13 protein-coding genes are annotated in these 17,350 nt (G+C 63.3%); 6 read left to right on the top strand and 7 right to left on the bottom strand.

The window, feature by feature from the left end; all coding sequences use genetic code 11:
* Nucleotides 1-6 precede the first annotated feature (6 nt).
* The gene (locus J2Y68_RS01510) at nt 7-1,359 is read right to left on the bottom strand and encodes an acetyl-CoA C-acetyltransferase (RefSeq protein ID WP_309988806.1); all 1,353 of its coding nucleotides are present in this window, start codon (nt 1,357-1,359) and stop codon (nt 7-9) included.
* On the opposite strand from J2Y68_RS01510, the gene J2Y68_RS01515 reads away from it, so the two are divergent.
* Entirely contained in the window at nt 1,358-2,122 is a 765-nt protein-coding gene (locus J2Y68_RS01515) for a TetR/AcrR family transcriptional regulator (protein ID WP_309988808.1), read from the top strand. The two genes, J2Y68_RS01510 and J2Y68_RS01515, sit on opposite strands and share 2 nt — an antisense overlap.
* 46 nt (nt 2,123-2,168) lie before the next feature.
* Nucleotides 2,169-4,271, top strand: a complete 2,103-nt coding sequence (locus J2Y68_RS01520; protein WP_309988812.1) for an acyl-CoA dehydrogenase family protein — start codon at nt 2,169-2,171, stop codon at nt 4,269-4,271.
* Between the two features lie 118 nt (nt 4,272-4,389).
* Here J2Y68_RS01520 and glgA read toward each other — a convergent pair whose 3' ends face one another.
* Nucleotides 4,390-5,586, bottom strand: coding sequence for a glycogen synthase (glgA, locus tag J2Y68_RS01525; RefSeq protein WP_309988815.1), 1,197 nt, complete (start codon nt 5,584-5,586; stop codon nt 4,390-4,392).
* A 93-nt stretch (nt 5,587-5,679) separates the two neighbouring features.
* Here glgA and glgC point away from each other — a divergent pair, with 93 nt between their 5' ends.
* Entirely contained in the window at nt 5,680-7,092 is a 1,413-nt protein-coding gene (glgC, locus tag J2Y68_RS01530; protein ID WP_309988816.1) for a glucose-1-phosphate adenylyltransferase, read from the top strand.
* 67 nt (nt 7,093-7,159) lie between these two features.
* The gene (locus tag J2Y68_RS01535; RefSeq protein WP_309988818.1) at nt 7,160-8,611 is read left to right on the top strand and encodes an SDR family NAD(P)-dependent oxidoreductase; all 1,452 of its coding nucleotides are present in this window, start codon (nt 7,160-7,162) and stop codon (nt 8,609-8,611) included.
* Nucleotides 8,612-8,677: 66 nt separating this feature from the next.
* Here J2Y68_RS01535 and J2Y68_RS01540 read toward each other — a convergent pair whose 3' ends face one another.
* From J2Y68_RS01540 to J2Y68_RS01550, 3 genes are read right to left on the bottom strand one after another with little or no spacing between them, the layout of a single operon-like run.
* Nucleotides 8,678-9,529: a transglutaminase family protein gene (locus J2Y68_RS01540; protein WP_211712669.1), complete on the bottom strand. Its 852-nt coding sequence runs from the start codon at nt 9,527-9,529 to the stop codon at nt 8,678-8,680.
* Nucleotides 9,526-10,452: an alpha-E domain-containing protein gene (locus J2Y68_RS01545; protein ID WP_211712668.1), complete on the bottom strand. Its 927-nt coding sequence runs from the start codon at nt 10,450-10,452 to the stop codon at nt 9,526-9,528. The genes J2Y68_RS01540 and J2Y68_RS01545 overlap by 4 nt, the downstream gene beginning before the upstream one ends.
* 57 nt (nt 10,453-10,509) lie before the next feature.
* The gene (locus J2Y68_RS01550) at nt 10,510-12,066 is read right to left on the bottom strand and encodes a circularly permuted type 2 ATP-grasp protein (RefSeq protein WP_309988824.1); all 1,557 of its coding nucleotides are present in this window, start codon (nt 12,064-12,066) and stop codon (nt 10,510-10,512) included.
* A gap of 111 nt (nt 12,067-12,177) precedes the next feature.
* On the opposite strand from J2Y68_RS01550, the gene J2Y68_RS01555 reads away from it, so the two are divergent.
* On the top strand, nt 12,178-13,227 hold the full coding sequence (locus J2Y68_RS01555; protein ID WP_309988828.1) for a YeiH family protein: 1,050 nt from the start codon (nt 12,178-12,180) through the stop codon (nt 13,225-13,227).
* A 4-nt stretch (nt 13,228-13,231) separates the two neighbouring features.
* Nucleotides 13,232-15,838 carry an aminopeptidase N gene (gene pepN, locus J2Y68_RS01560; RefSeq protein WP_309988831.1) on the top strand — a complete coding sequence of 869 codons (2,607 nt, stop codon included), beginning with the start codon at nt 13,232-13,234 and terminating at the stop codon, nt 15,836-15,838.
* A 21-nt stretch (nt 15,839-15,859) separates the two neighbouring features.
* Here the strand turns inward: pepN and J2Y68_RS01565 are convergent, their stop codons facing one another.
* Nucleotides 15,860-16,960, bottom strand: a complete 1,101-nt coding sequence (locus tag J2Y68_RS01565) for a lipoate--protein ligase family protein (protein ID WP_309988834.1) — start codon at nt 16,958-16,960, stop codon at nt 15,860-15,862.
* Between the two features lie 86 nt (nt 16,961-17,046).
* A complete protein-coding gene (locus J2Y68_RS01570; RefSeq protein ID WP_017200906.1) occupies nt 17,047-17,304 on the bottom strand; it encodes a type B 50S ribosomal protein L31 in 258 nt (85 codons plus the stop codon).
* Nucleotides 17,305-17,350: the final 46 nt, after the last annotated feature.

The raw sequence follows: 17,350 nt of genomic DNA on the forward strand, positions 1-17,350 counted from the left end.
CTCCCCCTACGCTGCTTCCAGTATGGCGACGACGCCCTGCCCGCCGGCGGCGCACACGGAAATGAGGCCGCGCGCGGGTCGCCCGTTGACGCTGCCCTTCTCATGCAGCATCTTCGCTAGAGATGCCACGATCCTCCCACCCGTTGCGGCAAAGGGATGTCCTGCGGCCAGCGAAGATCCGTTGACGTTGAGCTTCGCGCGGTCCACCTTGCCCAGCGCACCGTCGAGGCCCAGCCGGGTCCGGCCGAATTCTTCGTCTTCCCACGCGGCCAGGGTGCTCAGGACGGTGCCGGCGAAAGCCTCATGGATCTCGAAGAAGTCGATGTCTTCAAGGGTCAGTCCATGGCGGGCCAGCAGACGCGGAACAGCGAAGACTGGCGCCATGAGCAGGCCGTCCTTGCCGTGGACGAAGTCGACGGCGGCTGCCTCACCGTCCAGGACGGTGGCCAGCTTGGGCAGGCCGTGGGTATCGGCCCATTGCGGGGTTGCCAGCAGGACGGTGGAAGCGCCGTCGGTCAACGGAGTGGAGTTGCCCGCAGTCATGGTTGCCTCGGCGCCAAGGTTCTTGCCGAAGACCGGCTTCAGCGTGGACAGCTTCTCCAACGTGGTGTCGGCGCGGAGGTTGGAGTCGCGGTTGAGTCCGCGGTAGGGAGTGATGAGGTCATCAAAGAAGCCCCGCTCGTAGGCGGCCGCCAGGTTGCGGTGGCTGTTGAAGGCCAGTTCATCCTGCGCCTCACGGGTGATCTTCCACTGAGCGGTGGTGAGGGCCTGGTGCTCCCCCATGGAAAGGCCTGTCCGTGGTTCTCCGGTGTTCGGGGCGTCGGGGGCCAGGTCCTTGGGCCTGATGCGGCTGAGGATCTTCACTTTCTGCACCGTGGTCTTGGCGCGATTCAGGTCCAGCAAGATCTCGCGGAGACCTTCGCTCACGGCGATGGGCGCATCCGATGCTGAATCAACGCCGCCGGCGATCGCCGAATCGATTTGGCCCAGCTTGATCTTGTTGGCCAGTCCAAGGACTGTCTCCAGTCCGGTCGCACAGGCCTGCTGAAGGTCATAGGCCGGCGTCTCGGGCGAAAGGGCCGAGCCGAGGACGGCTTCGCGGGTGAGGTTGAAATCCCTTGAGTGCTTGAGCACCGCACCGGCCGCGACTTCGCCGATGCGCTCGTCCTGCAGGCCGAACCGTGCGATCAGCCCCTCGAGGGAGGCGGTCAGCATGTCCTGGTTGGAGGACTTGGCGTAGGCGCCACCGGTCCGGGCGAAGGGGATGCGGTTGCCGCCGACAATGACGGCAGCGCGGTTTGCCGTGGGCGTAGCGGTTTGTTCCCGGGTGGCGTCCGGGTTCAAGTCTGTTGCAGCCATGCTGGTCTCCTTCGATCAATGCGGGTTACTGATACCCAGCGTACCTGATACGCTGGGTATCGTGAACAGTAGCCACGAAGAACCCCCCGTCTCAGCCGCGCCCCCGCGGGCCGGTGCCGCCGGAGCGGTTGACGGCCGGGCTGCCCGCTGGCAATCACACCGGGAAGAACGCCGCCGTGAACTCATCAAGGAGGCACGGAGGGCTGTGCACAAGCTGGGCAGTGACTCCTCCATGGAGGACATCGCAAGCGCAGCCGGCACATCGAAATCCGTTTTCTACCGCTATTTCGGTGACAAGGCAGGGCTCCAGCAGGCAATGGGCGAAGTGGTCCTGGGACAAATGCAGCGTCGCATGCAGGAAGCAGCCCAACAGGCCCAGACCCCCCGCGAAGGTTTGCTGGCCATGGTGTCCGCCTATCTTCAAATGGCCGAATCCAGTCCCAATGTCTACGCCTTCATTACCAGGCTCTCTCCAGGCGAGGCATCCTCGCAGGACGCCATCGCGGCATCCGGTGCACTGGGCAACTTCTTCGAACAGATCACCGGGATGATCGCCACACCCATGCGTGAATACCTTGGCGACCAACACGAATCGGTGATCGTCTACTGGCCCACAGCCGCAATCGGTCTCGTCAGGAATGCCGGTGAGATGTGGTTGGGAAGCCCCGCGGACAGCGCGAAACCCGATCAGGCAACCATGGCGGGGCAGATCACCGATTGGCTTTGCCTGGGCATTGCCCCGGCACTCAAGACCACCACCTGACACCAGCAATGACTCATCAGTTGTCGGAACCAAAGAAGGAAGCAACATGACTGAAGTAGTGGACAAGGCCTCATCAGCCCAGAAATCCTCCGGCCGCGACGACGCCGCCACCGCTGCCACTGAACCCGTGGTGGACGTCGCCGCGCTCGGGGAGCAGCTCCTTGGCAAATGGGCCCATATCCGCCATGAGGCCCGCAAAGTGGCAGGGAACCCGGCGGTGCAAAAGATTGAAGGGCTGCACCACACTGAGCATCGCGCCCGCGTCTTTGAACAATTAAAATTCCTGGTGGACAACAACACCGTCCACCGCGCCTTCCCTACCCGCCTGGGCGGCTCTGACGACCACGGCGGCAACATTGCAGGCTTCGAGGAAATCGTCACCGCCGATCCCTCCCTGCAGATCAAAGCCGGCGTGCAGTGGGGCCTCTTCGGCTCCGCCGTGATGCACCTCGGCACCGCGGAACACCAGGACAAGTGGCTCCCCGGCATCATGAGCCTGGAGATACCCGGCTGCTTCGCCATGACGGAAACAGGCCATGGCTCGGACGTTGCCAGCATTGCCACCACCGCCACTTACGACGAAGCAAGCCAGGAATTCGTCATCAACACGCCCTTCCGTGCGGCTTGGAAGGACTACATCGGCAACGCCGCCACCGACGGCCTTGCCGCCGTCGTTTTCGCCCAGCTGATCACCAGGAAGGTCAACCATGGCGTCCACGCTTTCTACGTGGAACTGCGCGACCCGGCGACCAAGGAATTCCTGCCCGGTATCGGCGGCGAGGACGACGGCATCAAGGGTGGCCTGAACGGCATCGACAACGGCCGGCTGCACTTCACCGACGTACGGATTCCCCGAACCAACCTGTTGAACCGGTACGGCGACGTGGCCGCGGACGGCACTTACACCTCCACTATCGAGAGCCCGGGGCGTCGCTTCTTCACCATGTTGGGCACCTTGGTCCAAGGACGCGTTTCGCTGGACGGCGCTGCGGTTGCGGCAAGCAAGCTCGCGCTCAAGACAGCGATCCAGTACGCCACTGAGCGCCGCCAGTTCAATGCCTCCTCCGCCACGGACGAGGAAGTGCTGTTGGACTACCAGCGGCACCAGCGCCGCCTGTTCACCAGGCTGGCCACAACGTACGCGGCCAGCTTCGCGCACGAACAGCTGCTGCAGAAATTCGACGACGTCTTCTCCGGGGCGCACGACACCGATGCTGACCGGCAGGACCTGGAAACGCTTGCCGCCGCACTCAAGCCGCTCAGCACCTGGCATGCCCTGGACACGCTGCAGGAGTGCCGTGAAGCATGTGGCGGTGCCGGCTTCCTGATCGAGAACCGCTTTGCTTCCCTGCGCGCGGACCTGGACGTGTATGTCACGTTCGAGGGCGACAACACCGTCCTGCTGCAACTGGTGGCAAAGCGCCTGTTGGCTGATTACGCCAAGGAATTCCGCAGTGCTGACTTCGGCGTCCTTGCCCGCTACGTGGTGGATCAGGCAGCTGGGGTGGCCCTGCACAGGACGGGCTTGCGGCAGGTTGCCCAGTTCGTTGCAGACACTGGCTCGGTGCAGAAGGCTGCTCTGGCTTTGCGGGACGAAGAAGGCCAGCGGACACTGCTCGCCGATCGGGTCCAGTCCATGGTGGCTGAGGTGGGTGCCGCGCTGAAGGGTGCCAACAAGCTTCCCCAGCACCAGGCCGCGGCGCTGTTCAACCAGCACCAGCACGAACTCATCGAAGCGGCGCAAGCACACGCTGAACTCCTGCAGTGGGAAGCTTTCACCGAGGCCCTCCCCCACGTTGCCGACGAGGGAACCAAGCGCGTCCTGACCTGGCTGCGGGACCTGTTCGGCTTGTCGCTGATCGAGAAGCACCTCTCCTGGTACCTCATGAACGGCCGGCTGTCCATGCAGCGTGGACGGACCGTGGGCACTTACATCAACCGCCTGCTGGTCAAGATCCGCCCCCACGCACTGGACCTCGTTGATGCCTTCGGATACGGTCCCGAACACCTGCGCGCTGCCATCGCCACCGGTGCCGAAGCTACCCGGCAGGACCAGGCCCGCGATCATTTCCGCGAGCAGCGTGCCAGCGGCACCGCTCCGGCTGACGAGAAAGCCCTGCTTGCCCTGAAGGCAGCCAAAGCCCGTTAGCAGTACTCCGTTGACAGGCCGTGAACAGTTGCGGAACCTTTGTTAACGCCCGACGGCGCCGTCCCCACCAAAGGGGGCGGCGCCGTCGTGGTTTGGACTGCTGGTTGGACGCTGTGCCTCAGTGCAGGACCGAGCGGTACACCTCAAGGGTCGTTTCGGTGATGGACTCCCAGGAGAAGTGCTCCTCCGCCCTGCGCCGTCCCGCAATACCCATTTCACGGGCACGGGCCGGGTCAGCGACCACCTGGTTCAAGGCTGCAGCGAAATCGCTGACGAACTTTTCCGGATCCAGAGGAGTGCCGGTGCCGTCGGTGACCTGTTCCAGCTGGACCAGCAGGCCGGTTTCCCCGTGCTGGACCACCTCGGGGATGCCGCCGGTTGCGCTGGCCACCACGGCTGCGCCGCAGGCCATGGCCTCAAGGTTCACGATGCCCAGGGGCTCGTAGATCGAAGGGCATGCGAAGGCGGTGGCATGGCTGAGGACCTGGATCAGTTCCCGCCGCGGGAGCATCCGCTCAATCAGGACCACGCCTTCGCGTTTGGTCTGAAGCTCCTCAATCAGGCGGGCAGTTTCCGCAGCCAGCTCCGGGGTGTCCGCGGCACCGAGGCACAGCACCAGCTGGACATCGTCCGGCAAGCTCGATGCGGCGCGAAGCAGGTAGGGAACACCCTTCTGGCGCGTATTGCGCCCCACGAACACGACGCTCGGTTTGGCAGGATCGATCCCCAGGGCGCGGATCGCATCGTCTTCTTCGTCACGCTCCCACAGCGAGACGTCGATGCCGTTATGGACCACGCGGACCTTGTCAGGATCCACATTGGGGTAGCTGCGAAGGATGTCCTGGCGCATGCCGTCGGAAACGGCGATGATGGCCGCGGCGGCCTCGTAAGCGGTCTTTTCCACCCAAGAGGACAACGCATAGCCGCCCCCTAGCTGCTCAGCCTTCCACGGCCGGAGCGGCTCCAGGCTGTGGGCGCTGAGGACATGCGGAATGCCGTGGAGCAGCGAAGCGAGGTGGCCGGCCATGTTGGCGTACCAGGTGTGCGAGTGGACGAGGTCCGCTCCCGCAATGTCCGGAACGATCCTTAGGTCCACGCCCAGGGTCTGAATCGCAGCGTTGGCGTCGCCAAGGTCTTCGGGTGTCGCGTAGGACGCCACCGTCGCCCCATGGTAGTCGGCATCACGGGGCGCGCCGAACGCCCGGACGTGAAGGTCGACGTGCTTTGCCAGCACCCGGCTGAGCTCGGCAACGTGGACACCGGCACCGCCATAAATTTCCGGAGGGAATTCTTTAGTCACAATGTCTATTCGCACGCTAACCAACGTAGTCGTTCCGGCGTATGTGTTCTAGTGTGAAAGAGTCCGGAAAATCGGACTTTTGGGGGCTACGAAGACGTACGGGGAGCAGTGACCATGGCGTTGAAGAAAGTTTTGGCAATCGTATTGGCAGGCGGAGAGGGCAACCGACTCATGCCGCTGACGGCGGACCGGGCCAAGCCTGCGGTTCCGTTTGCCGGCGGCTACCGGCTAATTGACTTTGCACTATCCAATCTCGTCAACTCGGGATATTTGAAAATTGTTGTGCTGACGCAGTACAAATCCCATAGCCTTGACCGCCACATCTCGGAAACCTGGCGCATGTCCACGCAGTTGGGCCGCTACGTGGCGTCCGTTCCGGCGCAGCAGCGCGTGGGCAAGAGCTGGTTCCTTGGCAGCGCCAACGCCATCTACCAATCGCTGAACCTCATCCATGACGACGCCCCGGACATCGTGGTAGTGGTCGGCGCTGACCACGTATACCGCATGGACTTCTCCCAAATGGTGGAGCAGCACATCGCCAGCGGAGCCAAGGCCACTGTGGCCGCGGTCCGTCAGCCGCTGAACATGGCCAACCAGTTCGGCGTCATCGAGGTGGACCAGAACGATCCCCAGAAGATCGCCGCCTTCGTGGAGAAGCCTGCCAGCACCCCCGGGCTCGCAGCCGACCCCACGCAGTTCCTGGCCTCCATGGGTAACTACGTCTTCGACGCCGATGCGTTGGTTGAGGCCTTGCACGTTGACGCGGAGCGGCTCGACACCAAACACGACATGGGCGGCGACATCATTCCCTATTTCGTGGATCAGGGCGAAGCCGGCGTGTACGACTTCACCCTTAATGACATCCCCGGTGCTACGGAACGGGATCGTACCTATTGGCGCGACGTCGGTACCATCGACTCGTTCTACGACGCCCACATGGACCTCATCTCCCCTGTCCCCGTCTTCAACCTGTACAACTCCGAATGGCCCATTTACACCCGCCAGAGCATTTCCCCGCCCGCAAAGTTCGTTCGGGGCGAAAACAACACGGTGGGCACTGCCCTCGATTCCATCGTGGCCAGCGGCGTCGTCATTTCCGGTGGCATCGTTGAGGGATCCGTCCTCTCCAACGACGCGTACGTGGCGGCAGGAAGCCGCGTCCAGGACTCCGTCCTCATGGACAAGGTCCGTGTGGGTGAAGGTGCCGTGATCAAGCGCGCCATCCTGGATAAGAACGTCAAGGTCCCCGCTGGTGCTGCCATTGGCTTGGACCCCGAGCTGGACAGGGCCCGCGGGTACAAAGTCACGGAGTCCGGCATCACGGTCCTCGCCAAGGGCCAGGTGGTCCCGGAGCCAGGCGAAGCGGAACTCGCACTTTCCGCCCAGCATCGCCGCAGCCTTCCGGAAGCCGTCAAGGCAGCCACCCACCACGATCCCGATATCCGAGACTCCGCTGAAAAGGTGGCCGCCGGAATACAGGCCCGCGTGGCGGACGCTGCTTCCCAGGGAGCCGCGCACTAACCCGCTGGCCGTACGCTGACAGAACCCGAGGCAGGCCGGAGGCTCCCAAGGCTGTAAAATCAGGTCAATGAGCTCCACCGATCTGACGCCTGAAGAGATCCAGGCCTGCCTCAAGGTTCTGACAACGATCCACGTCTACGACGAAGAGCACCCGGACTACGTTGCTGTCCGGCGTGCCACCGGCAAGATGTTCAAGGCCGTCAAGCGCCACCGTCGCGTCACCAAGCGCGACTCCATCGCCGAAGCTGACCGTGCCGTTATTGCCCTGACAGCAACGGCCGCCCCGGACCGGATCGACGACGAAACCCGGGGCAACAAGCTTGCACCCTCGGCCACAGGCGAGATCGCCGGCCACCTCATCCGTTCACGCCCGTGCTATATCTGCAAAACGCACTACACCCAGGTGGATGCTTTCTACCACCAGTTGTGCCCGGAATGCGCTGCGTTCAGCCACAGCAAGCGCGATGCCCGCACCGACCTCACTGGCCGAAGGGCGTTGCTTACCGGCGGCCGCGCGAAGATTGGCATGTACATTGCCCTGCGCCTTCTTCGGGATGGCGCGCACACCACCATCACCACACGCTTCCCCAAGGACGCAGCCCGCCGCTTTGCTGCGATGGAGGACAGCTCTGAATGGCTGCACCGCCTTCGCATTGTCGGCATTGACCTCCGCGACCCGGCGCAGGTCATGGCGCTGACGGATTCGCTTGATGAGGCCGGCCCGTTGGACATCATCATCAACAACGCCGCCCAGACCGTGCGACGCTCAGGCAATGCCTACAAACCGTTGGTGGACGCCGAGGACGAGCCGTTGCCGGCCGCCCTGGAAGTGGCCAATGGTGGCCCTGAGTTGGTGACGTTCGGCCATGCGCATGACAAGCACCCGCTGGCCCTGGCAAGCAGCGTCACGGAACACCCGGTGCTGGCTGGAGACGCGATCACGTCCCTGGCGCTCTCCACCGGTTCGGCGTCACTGGAGCGTATCGAATCGGGAACGGCCATTGATGCCGGCGGACTTGTTCCGGACTTGGCCGCGATCAACAGCTGGACCCAGGTAGTGGACGAGGTGGATCCCCTTGAGATGCTCGAGGTCCAGTTGTGCAACGTCACTGCTCCCTTCCTGCTGGTCAGCCGGCTGCGTGGGGCGATGAAGCGTTCGACGGCGCATCGCAAATACATCGTGAACGTTTCGGCAATGGAAGGGCAGTTCTCGCGTGCCTACAAGGGCCCCGGGCACCCCCACACCAACATGGCCAAGGCCGCGTTGAACATGATGACCCGAACCAGTGCCCAGGAGATGCTGGACTCCGATGGCATCCTCATGACCGCCGTGGACACGGGCTGGATTACGGATGAACGTCCGCATTTCACCAAGGTCAGGCTCATGGAAGAAGGCTTCCATGCTCCCCTGGACCTGGTGGACGGTGCCGCGCGTGTGTACGACCCCATCGTGATGGGCGAAAAGGGCGAGGACCAGTACGGTGTGTTCCTCAAGGACTACAAACCGTCCCCTTGGTAGAGAAGTGTGAGTACAGCAAAGGCCCTTAAGTGTTCGTCTTAAGGGCCTTTGCTGTACATAAAACTCCTACGCGAGGCGGGTGATCTCCACCGAGACCGAAAGGCCCGAGCCTCCGCCACCTGACAGGATGCCCTTCAGCGGAGGCACATCGCGATAGTCGCGTCCCCTCGCTACGGTCACATGGTAATCACCGGCAGGCTTGTGGTTGGTCGGGTCCCAACTGCGCCATTCGCCGTCCCACCACTCCAACCAGGCGTGTGACTGCCCGGCCACTGTTTCGCCGATATCCGCCGAGGACCGCGGGTGGATGTAGCCGGAAACGTAGCGTGCCGGAATCCCGCTGCAGCGCAGGGCTCCGATGGCAAGATGCGCCAGGTCCTGGCACACGCCCTGGCGCTGGGACCACGCCTGCTCGGCATTCGTCGTCACGCCGGTGGTGCCCTTCATGTACGTCATTTCACCAGCCATCCAGGCGAACACGGCCAGGGCCGCCTCGTGTGGGTTTTTACCTTCGACAATGCCGGGAACAATGTCCAGCACTTCTTCGCCGGGGCCGCTCAGCCGGGACTGGGGCAGCCAGTCACTGAATTCGTCCTGGATCTTGTCCGAGGCGATGACGTCCCAGCCGACAATGTCGTCCTCCGTTGCCACCCGTTCCGTACGGTGCACTTCCACCGTGGCAGTTGCAAGCACTTCGAGGCTCTCGTGCGGCATCTGCATATCGAACGCCGTGACCCGGGTGCCCCAATAGTCACGGTAGGTGCTGACGGAGGCCTGGTTCGGCGACACTTTGAGGGACGCCTCCAGGACCACCTGCTGGCCGTCCGTCAAGGGGGTCATCCGGGCCTCGTTGTAGGACAGGGTCACGCGGCGGTTGTACTTGTAGGCCGTCTTGTGGACGATGCTCAGCCGGGTCATGAAACTTCTCCCACCCAGGCATGCTCATCAGCCTGATTGAAGTACTTACGGGAAATGGCATCCGACGCCTGTGTCACAGCCTTCTGCACACGTTCCATGTGCTCGGGCAATTCAGACATGAGGTCATCGGTGCGGTGGAACTCAAGGAACGTCCGGGCCTGGCCCACGATCCGCCGGGCATCGTTGATGAAGCCCACTCGTTGCGCTGACGGATCCAGTTTTGCCAGGCAATCGTCGGCGTCGCGCAGGGCGTAAACGATCGAGCGCGGGAAGAGCCGGTCCAGGAGCAGGAATTCGGCCGCATGCTGGTCTCCGAAGGCCGCCCGCCGGGTGCGGATGAAGGATTCGTAGGCACCGGCACAGCGCAGCATGTTGACCCAGGACATGCCGGCCGACTGGACATCACGGGTGGACAGCATGCGGGCGGTCATGTCGGCCCTCTCAAGGGAGCGCCCGAGCACCATGAACAGCCAGCTTTCGTCGTGGCTGACAGTCGTGTCGGCCAGGCCGCGCACCATGGCGGTCCGCTCCAGCACCCAGTTGCAGAAACGGTATGTTCCTACGACATCCTTTCGGTGCTGGTTAAGGCCGTAGTACGTCGTGTTGAGGCTTTCCCACAGCGATTGGGAGACGGTTTCCCGGGCACGCCGCGCATTCTCACGGGCTGCCCCGAGGGAGCCGGCGATCGAGGAGGCGCTCTGCTTGTCGTAGGCCAGGGCATGGAGCAGCTCAGGCAGGCCGAAGTCCTCGCTTTGGGGCTTGGCACCCATGACGGCGAGCAGTTCCCGCGCGACGCTCCGCTGCTCCTCGAGGGGCAGGTGGTTCAGGCGCTCCAGGTGCACGTCAAGGATCCTGGCAGTACCGTCGGCGCGTTCTACGTAGCGTCCGATCCAAAAGAGTGACTCAGCAATACGGCTCAGCATGGAACTGTGCCTCCTTCACGTGGTGCCTGCAGGAGTTCAAGTGGTTGGTGGCGGGGTTCACTGCTGCTGCTCCGTCTGCCGGTCGCGCCAGTTGCTTTCCACAGGCCACACGGAAACCTGTTCGCGTACTGTCACGGACTGGCGTGGAATGAACTCGGCCGGCAACTCGGGTGAATTGGCCAGAACCCAGGTGTCCTTGGAGCCGCCACCCTGGCTGGAGTTCACGATCAGGGACCCCTCCTTCAGAGCAACCCGGGTCAGGCCGCCGGGCAGAACCCAAACGTCATCGCCGTCGTTCACGGCAAATGGCCGCAGGTCCACGTGGCGGGGACCGAACTTGTCGCCGGAAAGCGTCGGCACGGTGGAGAGCTGCAGGACAGGCTGGGCGATCCACCCGCGCGGGTCTGCGATGACGCGCTTGCGCAGGGCATCGAGCTCGTCTTTAGTGGCGTCGGGTCCAATGACCAGGCCCTTGCCACCGGAACCGTCAACCGGCTTGACCACCAGTTCGTCGAGGCGGTCCAGAACATGCTCCCTGGCTTCCTTTTCCTCGAGCCGGAAAGTATCGACGTTGGCGATGATCGGCTCTTCGTGGAGGTAGTACCGGATCAGGTCAGGCACGTAACTGTACACGAGCTTGTCATCGGCTACGCCGTTACCCACCGCGTTGGCGATGGTCACCCCGCCGGCGCGGGCAGCGTTGACCAATCCGGGGCAGCCGAGCATGGAATCGGAGCGGAACTGGAGGGGGTCAAGGAAGTCGTCGTCGATGCGCTTGTAGATCACGTCCACCCGCTGCTCGCCTGCCGTGGTCCGCATGTACACGCGATTGCCACGGCAGATGAGGTCGCGTCCTTCCACCAGCTCCACGCCCATCAAGCCTGCGAGGAGTGTGTGCTCGAAGTAGGCGCTGTTGAAAACGCCAGGGGTCAGGACAACCACGGTGGGATCGTCGACGCCGGCTGGTGCTGTTTTGCGCAGGGCCGAAAGCAGTCGTCGGGGATATTCCTCCACGGGCCGGATGTGCTGCTGGCCGAACGCTTCAGGTAGGCCCTTGGCCATGGCCCGTCGGTTTTCCAGGACGTAGCTCACGCCCGACGGGACGCGGACGTTGTCCTCCAGCACGCGGAATGTTCCGGCAGCATCACGGACGACGTCGATGCCCGAGACGTGCACACGGACGCCCCCGGACGGTTCGAATCCGTGGACCGCCCGGTGGAAGTGCGCGCTGGTGGTGACGAGCTGCCGTGGGATCACGCCATCGGCCACCACCGCCATGCGTCCGTAGACGTCGTTGAGGAATGCTTCAAGGGCCTTGACGCGCTGGGCTACACCGCGCTCCAGGACGTCCCATTCGTCGGCCGGGATGACACGGGGAACAATATCGAGCGGGAAGGGCCGCTCCTCCCCCGCATAGTCGAAGGTCACTCCGCGGTCCAGGAAGGTGCGGGCCATGGAGTCCGCCCTGGCGGTGACATCCGCCAGGGAAAGCTCGCGCAGGGCACCGGAAACCTGACCGTAGGATTTTCTGGCTACGTGGCCCGGGGCAAACATCTCGTCGTAGGCGCCACTGCGGGCGGCGGCCTCGGAGTAATCCTGGAATAGGTCAGACATGGGAATTAGACAATCACCTTTTCGAGTCGAGCGCATTTCGCGTTGATTGTGTCGCTGTTTCCGGGAACCCCCGGTTCGCCTTTCCGTGCCCCCATCCGGCAGGGTTGAGGCATGCCCTTCAAGAGTCCCGCTTCCCAGCTGTCCCGGTTGGGGCCGGGGTTGGTCCTGTGCTTCGCCGCAACGGGCCTTGCCTTCACCATCCACGCGGTCTTGCCAGCTGTTCCAGCAATGACTCTCGCTGTTGCCTTGGGCTTGCTCTCAGCAAATATACCGGGCACCTCTGTCCTCACTGCAGGGCGCGCCCGCCCGGGCCTGGACTTCGCCGGAAAGCACCTCATGCGGGCCGGCATCGTGCTGCTGGGCCTCAAGGTCAGCATTCAGGACGTGCTGGGACTGGGCTGGTTGTCCCTGATCCTGATAGCCGGTGTGGTGCTGGTCAGCTTTGTGGGTACCTATGGGCTGGCTCGCTTGCTGCGCCTTCCCGGCGAGACTGCCCTGCTGATCGCCACGGGCTTTTCCATCTGCGGCGCCTCGGCTATTGGCGCGATGGCTGCTGTGCGGCGCATCAGGCATCAGGACACGGTGCTCCCGGTGGCGCTCGTGACGCTGTGCGGCACCCTTGCCATTGGCGTGTTGCCCCTCCTCATGCACCCCCTGAACCTGAACCCGGAACAGTTCGGGGCATGGACCGGCGCTTCCGTGCACGATGTGGGCCAGGTGGTGGCCACGGCGCAAACTGCGGGGACGGCGGCCCTGGCGATCGCCGTCGTCGTGAAATTGACGCGGGTGGTCCTGCTGGCTCCGGTAGTGGCGGCGGCGGGACTGCACCAGCGCATCGACCACGTGCGGAAGCGCGCCAACGGTGCCGGGCACCAGAACGCCGGGAGCGAGGGAAAGTTTCCGCCCATCGTTCCGTTGTTCGTGGTCGGGTTCCTTCTGATGGTGGCCGTCCGGTCCATGGGCTGGGCTCCCCCGGCCGGGCTGGAGGTGGCCGCCCTGGTGCAGGACATCCTGCTGGCATCGGCGCTTTTCGGATTGGGATCCGCGGTACGCGTCCGGACGCTGATACACACCGGTGGACGTGCGGTGGTGGTGGCCCTGGGCTCTTGGCTGATCATCGCATCGCTGGGCCTGGTAGCTGCCTGGATCATGATTAGATAGCCGTGTGTCGAATCACAATCTGTCGCGCGATGAAGCCGCCTCCCGTTCAGCCCTGATCACCACCCACAGCTACGACGTCACCCTCGATGTCCGCGACGCGGCAGATCCCGCAGTCGCCGGCTACCCGAGCACCAGCACCATCACGTTCTCCGCCGAGCCCGGCTCTGCCACGTTCCTGGATTTCATCAGTGGCGGCGTGCAGTCGGTGGTGCTGAACGGCCGGGCCTTGGACATCGACGCGGTGGTGGACCGGGACCGGGTCATCCTGGAAGACCTCGCGGCCGACAACCAGGTGACGGTGGCCGGAACAGCGCTCTACAGCCGTTCCGGGGAAGGAATGCACCGCTTCGTGGACCCTGCTGACGGGCAGTGCTACCTATACACCCAGTACGAACCAGCAGACAGCCGCCGCGTCTTCGCCAACTTCGAACAGCCCGACCTCAAAGCCGAATTCACCTTCCGCGTTATCGCCCCAGCAGGCTGGGAGGTCGCGTCCAATGGGGCGGAGACCGCGCGAACGCCGTTGACGGATGACCCCAAAGCCGTCCAATGGGACTTCGAAACCACCAAGCGGATGTCCACCTACATCACCACCGTGCTTGCCGGGCCCTACTTCAAAGCGACGGACCATTGGGGAGCAACGCTCGACGGCGGCACCCGGCTTGAGGTGCCGCTGGCACTCTACTGCCGCGCCTCTTTGGCGGGCGCTTTCGATGCCGACGAACTGTTCCGCTTGACCAAGAACGGGCTGGAGTTCTTTAACGCACTCTTCGACTATCCCTACCCTTGGGGCAAGTACGATCAGGCGTTCGTGCCCGAATACAACCTCGGGGCCATGGAAAATCCCGGACTGGTCACCTTCACAGAGAAGTATGTCTACGCCTCGCGGGCCACCGACGCCCAGTACCAGGGACGCGCCAACACCCTGATGCACGAGATGGCCCACATGTGGTTCGGTGACCTCGTCACCATGAACTGGTGGGACGACCTCTGGCTCAAGGAGTCATTCGCTGACTACATGGGAACGTTGGGCGTGGATCGCGCTACTGACTGGGAGTCGGCCTGGGTGAACTTCGCCAGCAAACGCAAGGCATGGGCGTACCTGCAGGACCAGTTGCCCACCACCCATCCGATCGTCGCCGACATTCCTGACCTTGAGGCGGCCAAGCAGAACTTCGACGGCATTACGTATGCAAAGGGCGCGTCGGTCCTGAAACAGTTGGTCGCCTACGTTGGCTTCGACGCCTTCATCGCCGGCTCACGGCAGTACTTCCGCGATCACGCCTACGGCAACACTTCCCTGAAGGACCTCCTGGAAGCCCTTGGTGCGGCATCGGGACGGGACTTGGCCGGTTGGGCACGTCAATGGCTGCAAACGTCCGGAATCTCCACCATCTCGGCCGAGATTGTCGAAGACGACGGATTACTGGGTGCGGTGACGCTTCGACAGGACGCGATCGACCCCATAACCGGGCACCAGGAACTCCGCCCCCACCGCATGCGGCTGGGCTTGTACGATCCCGACTCAAACGGTGTCCTTGTCAGGACCGAAAGCATCGAACTCGACGTGGACGGTCCTAGCACGCTGGTGGCCGAACTGAACGCGAAACCCCGGCCAGCCCTGCTGCTGGTTAACGATGACGACCTGAGCTATGCAAAGGTCAGGCTCGATCCTGGATCTGAACACACGGTCAGGACGTCGCTGGACAAGATCCATGACCCCATGGCGCGCGCGCTGTGCTGGACCGCTCTGTGGGATTCGGCGCGCGATGGCGTCACCCCCGGAGCCCGGTATGTTGCCGCAGTGGAACAGTTTGCCCCGGCCGAAGACGGCATCGGCGTCCTGCTCAACGTCCTGGGCAACGCTTCCACCGCCATTGGACGCTTTGTGCCCACTGCGACGCGGGATGGTGTCCGTAAGGACTTCCTGGCCGTCGCTGCCGCGCAGCTGAAGGCTGCGCCAGCGGGGTCGGATCAGCAACTTGCCTGGGCCAGGACACTCGCGGATGTCTCGCGGCATGGCGACACTGAGCTCTCCCTGCTGCGCAGCGTCCTTGACGGCAGCGTTGTCATTGACGGACTCGCAGTCGACGCAGAACTGCGCTGGAGCCTGTGGCAGGCCCTGGCAGCCCACGGACAGGCGTCGCAAGCTGAGCTCGACCGGGAGCTTGAAGCCGACAAGACAGCCTCAGGAAGGGAAGGCCATGCTCTTGCCTCTGCGGCCCGTCCCGACCCCTCGGTGAAGGCCGCAGCGTGGGACTCGGCAGTCCTCGGCACCGGACTCTCCAATGAAATCCTGAGCGCGACCATTGCGGGCTTCGCCACGGCCCCGGCTGCCCTGTTGGAACCCTACGTGGAACCGTATTTCGATTGCCTTGAAAAGGTGTGGGCAGAGCGAAGCATTGAAATTGCCGGAAGGATTGTCCGCGGACTGTTCCCGGCCGCCCAGGATCTTGGCGACGGCATGGAACCTGCCCGGCACCCGGTGGTGCTCCGCACCGACGAATGGCTGGCGGAACATGGTGACGCTCCGCGTGCGTTGCGGCGCATCATTATCGAACAGCGCAGCCACTTGTTGCGGGCGTTGACTGCTCAGGCAGCCAACGGTTAGGACTGGCCGGGAAAGACACTGTCAGGGAACGCGGTTCAGCCATTCGTCTGTGCCGAATTTCGCGTCGACCCGCTTTCCGGCCTCAGCAAGTTCCGCTTCACTGAGCCGGGACTCGACTGCACCATAGCGCTCCATAAAGACGTCCTGCATGGCCTTGAGGATTGCGGATCGGGCCAGGCCGGTCTGGCGACGCAGAGGGTCCACGCGCTTCTTGGCACTGCGGGTTCCCTTGTCCGATAGCTTCTCCTTGCCGATACGCAGGACGTCCACCATTTTGTCGGCGTCGATGTCGTAGCTCATGGTGACGTGATGGAGCATGCCGCCGTTGGCAAGCCGCTTCTGCGCCGCACCGCCGATCTTTCCCTGGTCCGTTGCGATGTCGTTGAGCGGGACGTAGAAAGCGTTGATCCCGAGCTTCTCCAGCGCGGCCATGACCCAGGAGTCCAGGAACGCATAGGAGTCCGCGAAACTGATTCCGTCCACCAGGGTCTGCGGCAGGTACAGCGAATACGTAATGCAGTTTCCGGCCTCCATGAACATGGCTCCCCCGCCGCTGATCCTGCGCACCACGGTGATGCCATGACGGGCCACTCCGTCTGGGTCCACTTCGTTCCGCACGGACTGGAAGCTGCCAATGACAACGGAGGGTTCTTCCCAGTCCCAAAACCGCAGCGTGGGGTTCCGCAGCCCCGCACCGACTTCCTCAGTGAGGACTTCGTCCAAGGCCACGTTGACCTCGGTTGGCAGGACAGTCGGCGGGATGACTTCCCAGTGGTGGTCGGACCAGCCCGTGGCCTTGGACAAAGCCCGTCGAACGGTTATGGCCACGGCTTCCGCGGAGAAGCCGAACAAAACGGCGCCCTCAGGCAGGTCCGCGGTTACTGCCGCGGCAATGTCTGCGGCTGTTGACTGATCCGGAAGTCCCGTCAACGCCCGGTTGATGTCCTGCAGGGCCTCATCGGGCTCCAGGAAGAAGTCTCCACTCAAGGAGACGTTCGCGAAGCGTCCGTTCGCCACTTCAAGGTCCACCACCACCAGTTTTCCGCCGGGAACCTTATATTCGCCGTGTAGGCGGGTGTCGTCGTCGTAATTCTGGGTTTCAGGAGTGGGCTGGGAAGTCATGCTGTCCATCTTGCCGGAAAACGCAAAAGCCCGCATTGCCGGAATTCCAGCAATACGGGCCTTTGTAAAGACTTGGGGTGAAGTGGTTACTTCTTGCCGCCGAAGCCCTTGAAGCGAGCGTTGAAGCGCTCGACGCGGCCAGCGGAGTCCATGATGCGCTGCTTGCCCGTGTAGAACGGGTGGGACTCCGAAGAGATTTCGACGTCGATAACCGGGTAGGTGTTACCGTCTTCCCACTCGATGGTCTTCGAGGAAGACACGGTGGACTTGGTCAGGAACTGCGTACCGGAGGCCAGGTCGTTGAAGACAACAGCTTCGTACTTCGGGTGGATATCAGACTTCATAATGGGACCTTTTGTTCACGCAACTGGATTTTGCCAGCTGCCAGGT

Source organism: Paenarthrobacter nitroguajacolicus, from assembly GCF_031455195.1.
Taxonomy (GTDB): Bacteria; Actinomycetota; Actinomycetes; order Actinomycetales; family Micrococcaceae; genus Arthrobacter; species Arthrobacter nitroguajacolicus_D.